14 protein-coding genes are annotated in these 14,122 nt (G+C 58.4%); 7 read left to right on the top strand and 7 right to left on the bottom strand.

Translation table 11 applies throughout. The features are described from left to right. Positions 1 to 13 precede the first annotated feature (13 nt). A complete protein-coding gene (locus PG871_RS10880) occupies positions 14 to 925 on the top strand; it encodes an AEC family transporter (protein WP_270729268.1) in 912 nt (303 codons plus the stop codon). Positions 926 to 979: 54 nt separating this feature from the next. Here the strand turns inward: PG871_RS10880 and PG871_RS10885 are convergent, their stop codons facing one another. Beyond that, complete coding sequence (locus PG871_RS10885) at positions 980 to 1,585, bottom strand: flavin reductase family protein (RefSeq protein WP_270729269.1); 606 nt, start codon at positions 1,583 to 1,585, stop codon at positions 980 to 982. A 98-nt stretch (positions 1,586 to 1,683) separates the two neighbouring features. Here PG871_RS10885 and PG871_RS10890 point away from each other — a divergent pair, with 98 nt between their 5' ends. Both PG871_RS10890 and PG871_RS10895 read left to right on the top strand, forming a co-directional pair. After that, a complete protein-coding gene (locus tag PG871_RS10890; RefSeq protein ID WP_270729270.1) occupies positions 1,684 to 2,169 on the top strand; it encodes a GNAT family N-acetyltransferase in 486 nt (161 codons plus the stop codon). Positions 2,170 to 2,205: 36 nt separating this feature from the next. Next, positions 2,206 to 2,985 carry an EcsC family protein gene (locus tag PG871_RS10895; protein ID WP_270729272.1) on the top strand — a complete coding sequence of 260 codons (780 nt, stop codon included), beginning with the start codon at positions 2,206 to 2,208 and terminating at the stop codon, positions 2,983 to 2,985. A 9-nt stretch (positions 2,986 to 2,994) separates the two neighbouring features. Here PG871_RS10895 and ptsP read toward each other — a convergent pair whose 3' ends face one another. The 5 genes from ptsP to PG871_RS10920 form a co-directional block, all read right to left on the bottom strand. Continuing rightward, positions 2,995 to 5,238, bottom strand: a complete 2,244-nt coding sequence (ptsP, locus tag PG871_RS10900; protein WP_270729274.1) for a phosphoenolpyruvate--protein phosphotransferase — start codon at positions 5,236 to 5,238, stop codon at positions 2,995 to 2,997. Positions 5,239 to 5,449: 211 nt separating this feature from the next. Further along, on the bottom strand, positions 5,450 to 6,685 hold the full coding sequence (locus PG871_RS10905) for an aspartate kinase (protein ID WP_270729276.1): 1,236 nt from the start codon (positions 6,683 to 6,685) through the stop codon (positions 5,450 to 5,452). 181 nt (positions 6,686 to 6,866) lie between these two features. Next, positions 6,867 to 7,205 (bottom strand): arsenate reductase (glutaredoxin), encoded by a 339-nt coding sequence (arsC, locus tag PG871_RS10910; protein ID WP_270729277.1) that lies wholly within the window; start codon positions 7,203 to 7,205, stop codon positions 6,867 to 6,869. Then, positions 7,202 to 8,260 carry a quinone-dependent dihydroorotate dehydrogenase gene (locus PG871_RS10915; protein WP_270730868.1) on the bottom strand — a complete coding sequence of 353 codons (1,059 nt, stop codon included), beginning with the start codon at positions 8,258 to 8,260 and terminating at the stop codon, positions 7,202 to 7,204. The genes arsC and PG871_RS10915 overlap by 4 nt, the downstream gene beginning before the upstream one ends. 8 nt (positions 8,261 to 8,268) lie before the next feature. After that, positions 8,269 to 8,607 (bottom strand): DUF952 domain-containing protein, encoded by a 339-nt coding sequence (locus tag PG871_RS10920; RefSeq protein ID WP_270729279.1) that lies wholly within the window; start codon positions 8,605 to 8,607, stop codon positions 8,269 to 8,271. Positions 8,608 to 8,731: 124 nt separating this feature from the next. Between PG871_RS10920 and PG871_RS10925 the strand changes: the two genes are divergently transcribed. Continuing rightward, on the top strand, positions 8,732 to 10,291 hold the full coding sequence (locus PG871_RS10925; protein ID WP_270729280.1) for a bifunctional metallophosphatase/5'-nucleotidase: 1,560 nt from the start codon (positions 8,732 to 8,734) through the stop codon (positions 10,289 to 10,291). A gap of 66 nt (positions 10,292 to 10,357) precedes the next feature. Continuing rightward, on the top strand, positions 10,358 to 10,663 hold the full coding sequence (locus tag PG871_RS10930) for a J-domain-containing protein (protein ID WP_270730870.1): 306 nt from the start codon (positions 10,358 to 10,360) through the stop codon (positions 10,661 to 10,663). Positions 10,664 to 10,666: 3 nt separating this feature from the next. On the opposite strand, the gene PG871_RS10935 is transcribed toward PG871_RS10930, so the two are convergent. Continuing rightward, positions 10,667 to 12,397, bottom strand: a complete 1,731-nt coding sequence (locus tag PG871_RS10935; protein WP_270729281.1) for a tetratricopeptide repeat-containing sulfotransferase family protein — start codon at positions 12,395 to 12,397, stop codon at positions 10,667 to 10,669. A 97-nt stretch (positions 12,398 to 12,494) separates the two neighbouring features. On the opposite strand from PG871_RS10935, the gene PG871_RS10940 reads away from it, so the two are divergent. Continuing rightward, positions 12,495 to 13,157, top strand: coding sequence for an SOS response-associated peptidase (locus tag PG871_RS10940; RefSeq protein ID WP_270729282.1), 663 nt, complete (start codon positions 12,495 to 12,497; stop codon positions 13,155 to 13,157). A 139-nt stretch (positions 13,158 to 13,296) separates the two neighbouring features. Beyond that, on the top strand, positions 13,297 to 14,118 hold the full coding sequence (locus tag PG871_RS10945; protein WP_270729283.1) for a bifunctional allantoicase/(S)-ureidoglycine aminohydrolase: 822 nt from the start codon (positions 13,297 to 13,299) through the stop codon (positions 14,116 to 14,118). Positions 14,119 to 14,122: the final 4 nt, after the last annotated feature.

Below are 14,122 nucleotides of genomic sequence, written 5' to 3' on the forward strand. Positions count from 1 at the left end.
GGGACCGTGCTTCATGACCTTCTTTGCAATTCTGATCGGGCTCTTGCCCTCCTTCCTGTTGGTGGGTCTTGGCGGGTTGCTGCGCAACCGCCTGAGCGCGAATGCGTGGCAGGGTTTGGACAAGCTGAACTTTGAAATCCTGTTTCCGGCGCTTTTGTTTGTGGCTGCGAGTCAGCGTGAAATCGAAGTGGGTGCGATCATCACCATCGCGCCGATTGTTTGGGGGCTGCTGGCGGTGGGTCTGGGCATCGGGTATCTGGCGCGCAAACACGGGCCAGAGCGGTTTTTGGATTTCGCAGGCGCGTGGCAGACATCCTGGCGGTTCAACACGGCACTGGCGTTTATCGCCATTGCCACAACGGACAAAGCAGACGCTGGCGTAATGGCGGTTTGCATCGGGATGGCGGTGCCGATGGCCAATGTGTTTGCGGTGGCGGGCTTGTCCCGTGGCGGCAGTCTGGGCCTTTGGGGCACGGTCAAGAAAGTGGCGCTCAATCCGTTTTTGTTGGCGTCATTGAGTGGCGTGATCGTGGGCGTGAGCGGGATCAAAATTCCCGCACCGGTTCTGGCGCCTTTGGAAATGCTGGCAGCAGCGGCGATTCCGATTGCCTTGATTTCGGTCGGGGCGACGATGAACTGGGGGGCGTTGGCGCGGCTTAACCGATTTAGCGCACATATCTGTGCCACCAAGCTGGTGGTGATGCCAGCGGCCGCATTGGCTGCGTCTCTGGTGCTTGGGGTGGGGCCAGCCATTGCCGTGGTGTTGGTGATCTGGGCCGCCTTGCCGACAGCGAGCGCGGCGCATGTGCTGGCGGCGGGGTTCGGCGCGGATCGCGAATTGGCGGCGACATTGGTCGCACAGACGACGCTGCTGGGCGCCGTAAGCTTGCCGATTTGGATTACTGTGGCAACGGTGCTGTTTTAGAAGGTGCGATGTGCGCCGCGCCCTCCGGTGGGGAAAGCGGGCAGGGGCATCGGATCACTCGTCAGGGCGGGCCAGCGTGAAGGTGTTGTCGACCACGGAATAGTCGCGATAGCCAAGGCGTGCCAATGGGCGGAACGTGGTGACGTCAAACTTTCCGTCCACCATACAATCGTCGCGCATGTGGATGCCTGTGACTTCGCCCATGATGATAAAGTTGTTTTCACCAAGCTGTTCAACGATCTGCGTCATGCGGCATTCCATGCTGGCAGGTGCCCCCACAAGGCGTGGGCAAGCGATGGTGTCGCACTGCGCGGCCTCAAGTCCGGCGCGGTCAAATTCGTCCACATCCTTGTCGAAAATGGCGGTGGAGACGTTCATCGCGTCGCGCATCGACTCTTCAACCACGTTGACACAGAACACGCCGGTTTCGCGGATATTGGCGAGGCTGTCTTTGCCTTCGGTCTGGTCGGCTTTGGTGCCGGTCGATGCAAACATCACCTGCGGCGGAGTGTAGGCGGTGCCGTTGAAAAACGAATAAGGCGCGAGGTTGCGCACGCCGTTTGCGTCCTGCGTCGATACCCACGCAATCGGGCGTGGGGTGATCAGCGCGTTGAACGGGTTGTGTGGCAGGTTATGGCCGTCGGCGGGCTTATAAAACATCGCGGGTTTCCTATTGGTTTGCGCCCAGACCTACCGTCATGCTAGGGGCGAGGAAATAGCAAAAAGACCACAAAGAGGCGCAGAGGGGCGCAGGACGCGTGTTCACGGTTGCACAGGAAACAGCGGACGACTGGTGGGAGGTCGAAGCGCTTTACGATCTCTGCTTTGCGCTGGGGCGTGAAGCGCTGAGTTCTTATCGGCTGCGCGACGGTGTTGATCCGGTGGCGGATCTGTCGCTTATGGCGCGCGATGGCGAAGGCATCCTGGCAGCGGCGATCCGGTATTGGCCCGTGACCGTTGGGACCGCAAACGCTTTGCTGTTGGGCCCGATTGCTGTTCACCCGACCCATCAGGGCGAGGGCTTGGGGCGGATGCTGATTGAGGACAGCCTTGCGCGGGCCGTAGAGACCGGGTGGGCGCGGGTGATGCTGGTTGGGGACGCGCTGTATTACCAGAAATTCGGCTTTGAGAAGCTGCGCGGGGTTGAGATGCCGCCGCCGACAAACCCCGACCGTGTGTTGGGGCGAGATTTGCTTGAAAACGCGTGGACCGGGGTTTGTGGTCAGGTGCGCTCGGTTTTGTAAGGTTGATATAGGCGCGCGGCGCCCTAGATTCTCCCTATGGATGATTTTGAAATATTGCCCGCCGATGCCCATGATGTTGTCGATGTGGAGGCCAGGCTTGATGCATTGGCCAAACGCTATCAGGGCGCGTCGGGCCTTGGCATCAAGGTTTTGGGCCTGCTCGGCTTGCCCGTGTCGGGGTTGATTTCCTCGTTGCCCAAAGAGGTGCAAAATGGCTTGGGCTCCGGCACTGGCATGGCGTTGACACAAGCCGTGAAACTGGCGGATGGCTCGCGTGGAGTGCTCAAGGACCAGCCCGATTGGGTCAATGCGTCTCTGACGGCGGCTTTGGGCGCTGCGGGCGGGTTTGGCGGTGTCACGTCTGCTTTGGCAGAATTGCCGGTGACCGTCACAGTGTTGTTGCGCGCCATCCAAGCGGTGTCGGTGCAGCATGGGTTTGACCCAAGCCAAGACAGCGTGCGGTTTGATTGTTTGCAGGTTCTGGCGGCAAACGGGCCTTTCACCGCAGACGAAGGCGCGGATCTGTCAATGTTGGAGCAGCGCGCGGGATTGGCCATGGGCGGTGCCGGATGGATCAAGGCGGTGATCGTGCCGCGCTTGGCGCCGGTCTTGGGACAGAAACTGGCGGCGCAAGCGGTGCCGGTGATCGGGGCCGCAATGGGGGCGGCGACGAACTATGCCTACACCAGCTATTATCAGGACATTGCCCACGTGCATTTTGGTCTGCGCAAGTTGGCAATCGACGCGGATGTGCCCTCAGACGAGCTGGTGGCGGGCATGTTGAAACGATTGGAAGGCAGCAAAAGCGACGCCTAGGTGGCTCGATTATCCCTGACTGCGCAGATAGGCCATGACCGCGGGGCGCACAGATTGATCTCCGTTGACGCGGGATTGATCAATCACGGCTTTGAGCTCCGCCAGATTGACCCGCCGCAAAAGGCTTTTGACCGGACCAATCGAGGCCGGACGCATCGACAGGTTGCGCAGGCCGATTGCGGCCAAGCAAACAGCTTCGATAGGCCGACCGGCGTCCTCGCCGCAGAAACTCAGGGGTGTGTCAGTGTCGATGCAGCGGTTCACGATGCCTTCGAGGAAGGTCAGAAAGCTGACGTTCAGGGTGTCATATCGACGCCTAACGCGTTCATTTTCGCGGTCAGCCGCAAAGAAAAACTGTTTGAGGTCGTTGCCGCCAATCGAGAGAAAGTCGACGTCTTCGTAAAACTTCTTGGGCGCAAACCCCAGCGATGGTGTTTCCAGCATTGCGCCAACTTCCAAGTTGGCGGGCAGGGGGTGGCCAAGAATGCGTTCGCGTTCCAAGGCTTTGTCCATTTCGGCGCGCGCGGCGCGGTATTCATCAAACTGCGCAATGAAGGGGAACATCACTGTCAAAGGCCGTCCGTTGGCCGCACGCAGAAGCGCTTGAAGTTGCATCCGCATCACGCCGGGTTTGTCCAGCGCTACGCGCACGGCGCGCCAGCCAAGAGCCGGGTTGGGCTCATCCTGTGGCGCCATATAGGGCAGGACTTTGTCGGAGCCGATGTCGAGCGTGCGAAAGACCACGCGTTTGCCATCGGCCGCATCCATCACCCGCGAGTAGAGCTGCGCCAATTCGGTGCGGCGCGGCATTTGGTTGCGCACAAGGAACTGAAGCTCGGTACGGAACAGGCCGACACCTTCTGCGCCCGAGTTCGCCAGGCTTGGCAAATCGGCCATCAGGCCGGCGTTCATCGTAAGCTGTACGGTTTCGCCATCCAGCGTCGTTGCCGGCTTGTCACGGATCGAGGCGTAGCGTTCCTGCGCTTTGGCCTCCATCGCGATTTTGTCCCGAAAGGCGGTCACAACGGTGTCGTCGGGGCGCAGATGGACAATGCCCTGATCGCCGTCGATCATCACATGATCGCCATTGAGCGCCTCGGTGGTGACGCGGTCGGCGTGGATCACCAACGGGATCGCCAGTGCGCGCGCGACGATTGCGGCGTGGCTGCCAACCGAGCCTTCTTCAAGCACAATACCGCGCAGGTTGCGGCCATATTCCAGCAGTTCGCCGGGACCGATGTTGCGCGCCACCAAAACAGGATCGGCCGGCATATCGGCGCCGGTTTCGGCACCTTGGCCCGTTAGGATACGCAGCAGGCGGTTGGACAGGTCGTCCAGATCGTGCAGCCGCTCGCGCAGGTAGGCGTCGGTGACTTGCTCCATACGGGTGCGGGCGGCATTTTGTTCTTTTTCAACGGCGGCTTCTGCGGACAGGCCCTGGGCGATGTCCTGCTCCATCCGGCGCATCCAGCCTTTGGAGTTGGCAAACATCCGGTAGGCTTCGAGCACCTGAAGCTGTTCTTTGTCGCCGTTGCCCGCGCCATCCAGCATCTTGTCGACGCCAACGCGCAGGGCATCGACGGCCTCAGACAGGCGATTGAGTTCAACTTCGGGATCGTCGGCCACGGGGTTGGTGACAACAACACGCGGCTCGTGCAACCAGATATGGCCTTCGGCGGCGCCTTCCTGTGCGCAGCCCCCGCGAAACATCACTGATTGCTGGTGCAGCGCCGACATGGCCGCGCCTTCGCCGACAAACGCGCCAAGTTCGGTCATCTCGGCCAGAACCATGGCCACAACTTCGAGGGCATAGATCTCGTCCAACGAGAAGGTGCGCTTTTCTTTGGATTGCACAACGAGAACGCCGAGGTTGTCGCCCAGTCGTTGCACCGGAACGCCGCAGAAGCTGGAGAAGATTTCCTCGCCGGTTTCCGGCATGTAGCGGAAGCCGCGCGCAGACGGCGCGTCGTCGGTGTTCACAACCTTGGAGGCCTTGGCAACGCGGCCAACAAGCCCTTCGCCAATGCGCAGGCGGGTTTGGTGCACAGATTCGGGGTTTAGGCCTTCGGTGGCACAAAGTTCCAGCGTGTCATCATCCCGGAACAGATAAATCGAGCAGACCTCGGTGCCCATGGACGTGGCGATCAAATGGGTGATCTTGTCCAGACGCTCCTGACCGGCGCTGTCCTCGGCCAGCGCGTCGCGCAACCGCTGAAGCAGTTTGCGGCTTTCGGTTTGCGTGTCTTGGGCCATAACGGGTTTCGGGTCCTTGCTGCTGGTCGAATAGAACACAAGCAGCGGAAAAGAAAAACGGAAAATGCCTAAGGGGTGCGTGAAACGGTGTTCTTTTGTCGATGGGTTAGGACGCCGCCCAAAAAGGGATCACCGCGCAGGGTATGCAAAACCCCCACCTCTGAGGGGCGGGGGGTGATGTTGTTTAGGTTTTGGGCAAAAACCTCGGCGGTCAGGCTTTTTCCAGCTCGAACGCGTCGTGCAGGGCTTGCACCGCCAGTTCCATGTATTTGCGGTCGATCAGCACCGAGATCTTGATCTCGGAGGTGGTGATCACCTTGATGTTGACGCCCTCATCGGAGAGCACTTTGAACATCTTGGCGGCAACACCGGACTGGGAGCGCATGCCGATGCCGACAACCGAGACTTTTGCCACATCATCGTCGGTCACCAGTTCGGCATAGTTCAGGCCACCGTCAGTTTTGAGCTGTTCAAGCGCTTGTTTGGCGCGCGCCACCTGGTCGGTCGGCAGGGAGCAGGTCATGTCGGTGCGCCCGTCCTCGGAGATGTTTTGCACGATCATGTCGACGTTGACGCCGGCGTCGGACAGGCAGCCAAAGATGATTGACGCGATGCCGGGGCGATCGGCTACCGACAAGAGCGTCATTTTGGCTTCGTCACGCGAATAGGCCACACCGGCCACAACATTGGATTCCATGATTTCCTCCTCATCGCAGACCAGCGTGCCGGCCTCGTCGGATTGTTCTTCAAAAGAGCTGAGTACGCGCAGTTTTACCTTGAAACGCATGGCCAGTTCGACCGAGCGGGTTTGCAGGACTTTCGCGCCGAGGCTGGCGAGTTCCAGCATTTCCTCAAACGATATTTTATCGAGCTTGCGCGCCTTGGGCGAGATACGCGGGTCGGTGGTGTAAACGCCGTCGACATCAGTGTAGATATCGCAGCGTTCCGCGCCAAAGGCAGCGGCAAAAGCGACGGCGGTGGTGTCAGAACCCCCGCGGCCCAGCGTGGTGATGCGGCCCTCGGGGCTGAGACCTTGGAAACCGGCCACGACAGCGACCCGCATGCCTTCACCGAATTTGGCGTTCAGGTTGTCGGTGGGGATTTCTTCGATCCGGGCTTGGGAATGCGCGGACGTGGTCAAAAGCGGCACCTGCCAGCCTTGCCAGCTGCGCGCAGGCACGTCCATTTCCTGCAAGGTCAGCGCCATCAGGCCGGCGGTGACATTTTCGCCGGAGCTGACGATCGCGTCATATTCACGGGCGTCATAAAGCGGGGAAGTTTCATCGACGAGACCGACAAGCTTGTTGGTTTCGCCGGACATCGCCGAGACGATGACGATCACGTCATAGCCTTTGGCGACCTCTACGCCGACGCGTTTCGCGGCGCGGCGGATGCGGTCTAGGTTGGCGACGGATGTGCCGCCGAATTTCATCACGAGAACGGGCATGGTCTGTCCCTTGGTCTTTTGTTCCGAGGCGGTTTAAGCGCTTGGGTGCCCCGACGCAAGCGGGGATACGTCGCAGGGGCGCGTCGTCTGCGCATTAGGCCTAGGGCAGGGCACGGCCCTTGAAGCACAAGCCCAAAGGCTTGAGCCATGCCCAACCCGTTAGGGGCGGGAGGGCGCGTCTTTAGAGAATGTCCAATACCGCCTCGGGCGGACGCCCTATGGCGGCGGCGCTCGGGGTGATCACAACCGGGCGCTCAATCAGGATGGGGTTGTCGGCCATTGCGGCCAGCAGTGTCGCCTCGTCTGCGGACTTGGTGAGGCCCAGTTCGCGAAACCTGGCTTCCTTGGGGCGCATCATGTCGATGGCTTTGACGCCCAACAGGGATTGCACCTTTTTGATGTCTTCCAGCGACGGTGCGTCATCAAGATAGCGGCGCACTGTGATGTCACCTTTGCCTTCGATCAGCGCCAGAGTTTGGCGCGATTTCGAGCAGCGCGGGTTGTGCCAGATGGTGATCACAGCCAGTCCCCGCGTTTTGTGCCCACTGCGTCGGCCACATTGGCAAAGCCGTCGCGTTCCAGAAGCGTATCCAGACCGCGTACGATGTCTTCGCCAAGGCTAAAGCCGCCAAAAACCAATGCCGTATAGACTTGAACGGCCGAAGCGCCGGCGCAGATTTTGGCATAGGCGGTTTCGGCAGAACTGACGCCGCCGACGCCAATCAACGGCATCTTGCCGTCGGTCAATTGGCTCAGACGTGCGAGCACGCGGGTGGATTTTTCAAACAGCGGTTTTCCGGACAGACCACCGGCTTCGCTCTGTTGTGGGTCTTTCAATCCGTCACGTGACAGGGTTGTGTTGGTAGCGATCACCGCATCAACGCCACTTTCTACGGCGACTTCGGCGATCTCGGCCAGTTCCTGATCTGTCAGATCCGGAGCGATTTTCAGAAACACCGGAATTTTGCGGGTAAGTTCGTCGCGGGTCTGCGTCACGCCCGCAAGAAGCGCCGACAGCGCAGCCTTGCCTTGAAGGTCGCGGAGCTTTTCAGTGTTGGGGCTGGAGACGTTGACGGTGGCGAAATCCAGATTTGCGCCGCAATGGGCGAGCACTTTGGCAAAATCGGCGGCGCGGTCGTCGCTGTCTTTGTTGGCGCCAAGATTGAGGCCAAAAACACCTTGCTCGGGGCGGTTTGCGAGGCGGGTGGCAATGGCCTCCATGCCGTCGTTGTTAAACCCAAAGCGGTTGATCGCCGCTTGATCTTCCATCAGGCGAAACAGGCGCGGTTTGGGGTTGCCGGGTTGGGCGCGGGGCGTAGCAGCGCCGACTTCGATGAACCCAAAGCCTGACACCGACAGGCCTTTGAGCGCGGTGGCGTTCTTGTCAAACCCGGCGGCGATGCCAATCGGGTTTGGCAGATCCAGACGGGCGACATTGGTGCGCAGGCGGGACGAGGTGATCTCTCCGGGGGCGTTGGCCACGCCCATCTGCAGCGCTTTGATAGCAAGCGTGTGCGAGACTTCGGGGTCGACCGAGCGCAGGGCGCGCATGCCGAGCTGTTCCATAGTTCGCATGAGCGTCATCAGAAAAGTCCTGCGGGGAATTGATGGGCGCCGTTTTCAAGCGGCAATGGTTGCGCCCAGTGCACGTCTGACAGCTGCAACTCTCTATAAAGATGCGGGAATTTTGCGCCACCGCGAGAGACTTCCCATTTCAACGCTTCGCCCAGCGCCTCGGTTTCGACGGCAAGAAGGAAAAGGTTTTCCTCCCCCGCGAAGTGTTTGGCGGCGGTTTCGGCGGCTTGTTCAGCCGTGGAAAAATGCACGTAGCCGTCGGCCACATCGATCGGCGCGCCAGCGGTTTGTCCGTCAGCACGCAGGGCCGCCCATTCGTCGGCACGGAAGATCTTAAAAATAAGCATGATGCCCAAATGCCTTGCAGTTTCCTCCTCGTCAAGTTGTGTCGGCAAGGTAATGCCTTTGACAACGAGTGGCTTTAGACTGCACGATATTGACTGAATGATAAAAACGAAGGGGGGATTCCCAATGATTTCCAGATTGATGACAGGTGCTGCTGCCCTGACGGTGACAGCCGGTATGGCCGCTGCGGATTATTCGCTGACCATTTTGCACACAAACGACTTCCACGCGCGCTTTGAACCGATTTCGAAATACGATTCAGGCTGCTCCGCTGACAGCAATGCCGAGGGCAAGTGTTTTGGCGGTTCGGCCCGGTTGGTAAGCGCGCTGGCGGATGCACGCGCACGGTCCAACAACGCAATTCTCGTAGATGGCGGCGACCAATTTCAGGGCACGCTGTTTTACACCTATTACAAAGGCAAGCTTGCTGCCGAGATGATGAACAAGATGGGCTATGACGCCATGACCGTGGGCAACCACGAGTTTGACGATGGTCCCGAAGTCTTGCGTGGCTTTATGGACGCAGTAGATTTTCCGGTGCTGATGTCCAATGCCGACGTGAGCGGCGAGGCCATGTTGGCGGACACTTTGGCCAAGTCGACCGTGATCGAGCGTGGCGGCGAAAAGCTGGGCCTGATTGGTCTGACACCACAAGACACCGACGAGTTGGCAAGCCCTGGTCCCAACATTATCTTTACCGATCCGGTTGGTGCGGTGCAGGGCGAGGTCGACAAGCTGACTGAGATGGGCGTAAACAAAATCATCGTTCTGAGCCACTCGGGCTACGGTGTTGATCAACGTGTTGCGGCCAACACTACGGGTGTCGATGTGATCGTGGGTGGTCACTCCAACACATATTTGTCCAACACCTCTGATCGTGCTGAAGGTCCATATCCGACAATGGTTGGCAAGACGGCGATTGTTTCAGCTTATGCCTATGGCAAATTTCTGGGTGAGTTGAATGTCACATTCAATGATGCCGGTGAAATCGTGGAAACCGTTGGCGAGCCGATCATCATGGACGCGTCTGTGTCTGAGGACGAAGCCACAGTGGCCCGTATCGCTGAGGCAGCGGCGCCGCTTGAGGAAATCCGTAGCAAGGTTGTGGCTGAAACGGCTGAGGCGATTGACGGCGAGCGCGGCTCTTGTCGGGCGGCGGAATGCACCATGGGCAATATCATTGCCGACGCGATGCTGGACCGAGTGAAAGATCAAGGCGTTCAGATTGCCATTCAGAACGGTGGCGGCATTCGCGCGTCTATTGACGCCGGTGAGGTGACCATGGGCGAAGTCCTGACGGTGCTGCCGTTCCAGAACACGCTGTCGACCTTCCAGGTGACAGGCGAAACCATCGTGTCCGCGCTGGAAAATGGCGTGAGCCAGTATGAGGACGGCGCTGGTCGCTTCCCTCAGGTGGCCGGTATGACATTTGCGTTTGACGTGAGCCGCCCGGTTGGCAGCCGTATCAGCGACGTCATGGTTGGCGATGCGCCGATTGAGCTGGGCAAACTTTACGGCGTTGTGTCCAACAACTACGTCCGCAACGGTGGCGATGGCTACAAGATGTTCCGCGACGCGCAGAACGCTTATGACTACGGTCCCGATCTGGCAGATGTGACCGCCGAGTTCATGGCGGCCAATGGTCCGGTGACACCGTATCTGGATGGGCGCATCACCAAAAAATAAGGTGATCATCTTGACGTAATTGACCCCCGCCGGAAAATTGGCGGGGGTTTTTCTTTGAGGCGCATGATGGAGCATCCGCTGTTTGATCTGATCGAGCAAAGAATTCGCCAGGCCGAGGAGGCTGGCGAATTTGACAGCTTGGAGGGCACGGGCAAGCCGTTGCCGCGCTGCGATGATCCTGCAAACGCAGTGTTTGGCCGGTTGGTCAAAGAAAGTGGTGCGGTGCCTGAGTTTGTGGCGCTATCGCGCGAGTTGGCCAAATTGCGCGAGGAGTTGCGTGAGACCGGTGACCGCACGAAACGCTCGGAAATCCTTAAGGTGATGTCGATGATGGAAGCGCGGATTGATTTGGCAAAGAAGGCTGGTCGGTAGTGGTCAGAGATCGAGTTCCGGCCAGAGGTCGGGATCGAGGTTGGCGATGAAGTCCTTGAGTTCTTGAGCGCGCGCATCACCCAGATTGATCGAGCTTTGATAAACCGCTTGGCGTGCTTGATGAACTGAGGCGGTGGTTATCGCACGCTGAACGTCCTGCGGACGGGTCATGGCTTCTTCCCAGTCAAAGCCAATATATTGCGCCAAAGTTTTCGTTGCGGCCTCTAAATCGGTCACAGTGTCTTCATAAGGCAAAGTTAGAATCCGGTCACCAAATTGTTGGCCCCACAATTGTGTGTATTTGCGGAAAAAGTTGAACTCCTCGGCCATTGAAGCTTGATCGAAAGTGTAGGTCATATGCTCTGATGGAAATGCGTTTCGCCAGCTAGACCATGCAGTGTCAACTGGATTTCGGTCCGCCAAAATGATCTTGGCATTCGGAAATGCGGCGAAAATTGCCCTTACAAAACGGTAGTTCGCCGGCAGTTTGTCCACAAAGAACTGCGTCTTGCTCCAGGTGCTGGGTAAGCGCTTGAGATATTCCTGCTTGATCGTTTCCCCTGAAGGGTAGGATGCGTTTTCATACACAGATTTAACGGCCTGGCGCATAGCACTTTGCTCGCCAAAAGGCACAACACTGGAGTGCGCAGACAGAATCTGTTCAATCAGAGTGGTGCCGGAACGTGGCAGGCCTATCACAAAGATCGGCGTGACATTGCTCGCGCTGGATGGGGTTTCCGGATCATCAATAGGCGCGGATGTCAGCAGGTCGAACTCAGACTGCAGATTGTTAATGAACGGTTGTCTCGCCGCAAACTCAATTTCATTTGCGCGGGCGAAGGACTGAGCTGCCGCTTCGTCGTCGGCGTGCGCGCGTTTGAACACTTCCGCTTTTGCAAAGTGTAATAGTGCAGCTTCGCTGGAGCGTTTTTTGTGGTGTTGTAATGCCTTGTCTATTCGTGGTTCGAGCTCCAGCAATGCCTCGGAGGTTAAAGTGTGTGCCAGGCTTTTCAAGGATTCGGCATGCGCGGGCGCTATCTGAAGGAGTCTTTCATATCTTTCCACAGCAAGGTCGGTTTGGCCATTCTGCGCCGCATCATTTGCAGCCAACAACAGAGTTTCCCCATCGTTAGGTGCGATTTCGAGGACAGCGTTCAGGACGCGGGTAGAAGCTTCGGTCTGCGCAGCACGCATGTAGTGGCGCACGGCTTCATGATACGGCACCAGCCCGAGCGCGCCGGTTTCGGCGGCCTTTTCAAAAAACTTGGCGCTTTCTTCGTTAAAGCCATTCAGGGAGCAGGCATTCGCGCTGAGCATCAAGCTTTCCGGATGGTCCGGGTTAATTGCTTCAACCCGTTTTGCGGCGGCGCTGACTGCGGCTGCGTCTTTTCGAGCTATCGCGATGTGCCCTATCATTAATTGGGTTTTTAGCTCGTTTCGGGGCGTAAGTGGCGTTTTCTCCAAGACCAGAAGGGCATCTTCGAGGCGATCGGCTCTGATCAAAGCCATCGCCAACAACGTATGAGCCTCGTTGTCGTCCGGTCCGGATTTACGCGATCGATCCAAAAAGATCGCGGCCTGTTTTGGTTTTCCCAAGTTGAGAAGAGATTGGCCGGCGATACCACTTAGACGCCAATCGGTTTGAGCTTTTTTCAAGCCGCTTTGTGCCGATTTTAACGCGGCTGCCCATTTGCCCGCTTGGAGTTGCTTTTGGGCTTTTTCCAATGGAGACAAACCGCGTATCCTTTTTCTGTGCCGGCGCCAATTTGCGCGAGTGAGCGGCAATTCGGCAATTGGATATTGCTATCCTCTGGAGGTTGAGAAAAACCATATGTGCGGACGTTTTGCAATCACACTTCCCCCTGACGCGATGGCGCAGTTGTTTGCGGCGGTTCCGGCCAACAATTTGCCATCTGTGCCCAACTACAACGTTTGTCCGACCACTCAGGTTCATGTGGTCTTGGGGGCGGCAGAGGCCGAGCGCCGGTTGGTGTCGATGCGGTGGGGTTTTTTGCCGAAATGGTACAAATCCCCCACGGATGGCCCGTTGCTGATCAATGCGCGTGCAGAAACACTTGCGGAGAAACCGGCGTTCCGCGCCGCCTGTCGGGAGCGGCGGTGTTTGATACCGGTGAGCGGGTTTTATGAGTGGACCAAAGATGACGAAGGCGCGCGCTGGCCGTGGTATATTCACGGCGCCGAGACGTTGGCATTGGCGGGTGTTTGGCAAGAATGGGGGTCTGAGGGCGAGCGGCAGGCGACCTGTGCGGTTGTCACCACGGGCGCAAATGAAACCATATCCAAAGTGCATCACCGGATGCCGGTTGTCATTGATGAGGCCGATTGGGGGCTGTGGCTCGGCGAGGAGGGCCACGGGGCGGCGACATTGATGAAGGCGGCGGAAGAAGACCTTTTGTCGTTTCACCAGGTGGACCGCGCGGTAAATTCCAATCGGGCGTCGGGGGCGCAGTTGATCGATCCGATTGACGGTTGATCTGTTGGAAAGCCGAAAAGTCGGATCCGCGATTTTCAAGAAATGCGCAACAATCCTTCAGGGGCAAACGGGCGGCTTACAGCTTGGCGAGGATGCCTGTGGCTGAGATGATGGCTTACGTTGTTTTAGGAGAGTTCCCATGGCCCGTTCAAGCTATTTTGCCCCGCAAGGTGGATTGCCGCCACAGACCCAGCTTTTGACGGATCGGGCGATGTTCACCGAAAGTTTTGCGGTGATCCCCAAAGGCACGATGACGGACATTGTGACGTCCAACCTGCCATTCTGGACCGACACCCGCGTCTGGGTGATTGCGCGTCCAATGAGTGGGTTCTCAGAGACGTTTTCGCACTACATCGCCGCAGTTGCGCCAGGCGGCGGCAGCGACAAGCCGGAACTTGATGCGCAGGCGCAGAGCGTGCTGTTTGTCGTAGAAGGCGCCGCAGTGGTTTGGATTGGTGAGGCGCGTCATGAGTTGACCGAAGGGGGCTATGCTTATGTACCCGCAGGGCAAGACTGGCGGCTGGCCAATGAAAGCACCGCACCGGTGAAATTCCACTGGATCCGCAAGGTTTATGAGGCTGTTGAGGGGATCGATGCGCCAGAGGCCTTTGTTACATCAGATCATGATGTGGACCCGACGCCGATGCCCGATACCGAGGGACGCTGGGCGACAACTCGCTTTGTCGAACCGGATGACATGCGTCACGACATGCACGTTAATATTGTGACGTTTGAACCCGGTGGCGTGATCCCGTTTCTGGAAACCCATGTGATGGAACATGGGCTTTATGTGCTTGAAGGCAAAGCGGTATACCGTCTCAATCAGGACTGGGTCGAAGTTGAGGCCGGCGACTATATGTGGTTGCGCGCGTTCTGCCCGCAGGCCTGTTATGCGGGCGGTCCGGCAAAGTTCCGCTACCTGCTTTACAAGGACGTGAACCGCCACATGAAACTGCGCTAAGGTG

Origin of the sequence: Shimia sp. Alg240-R146 (assembly GCF_947331465.1) — a bacterium.
GTDB lineage: Bacteria > Pseudomonadota > Alphaproteobacteria > Rhodobacterales > Rhodobacteraceae > Shimia.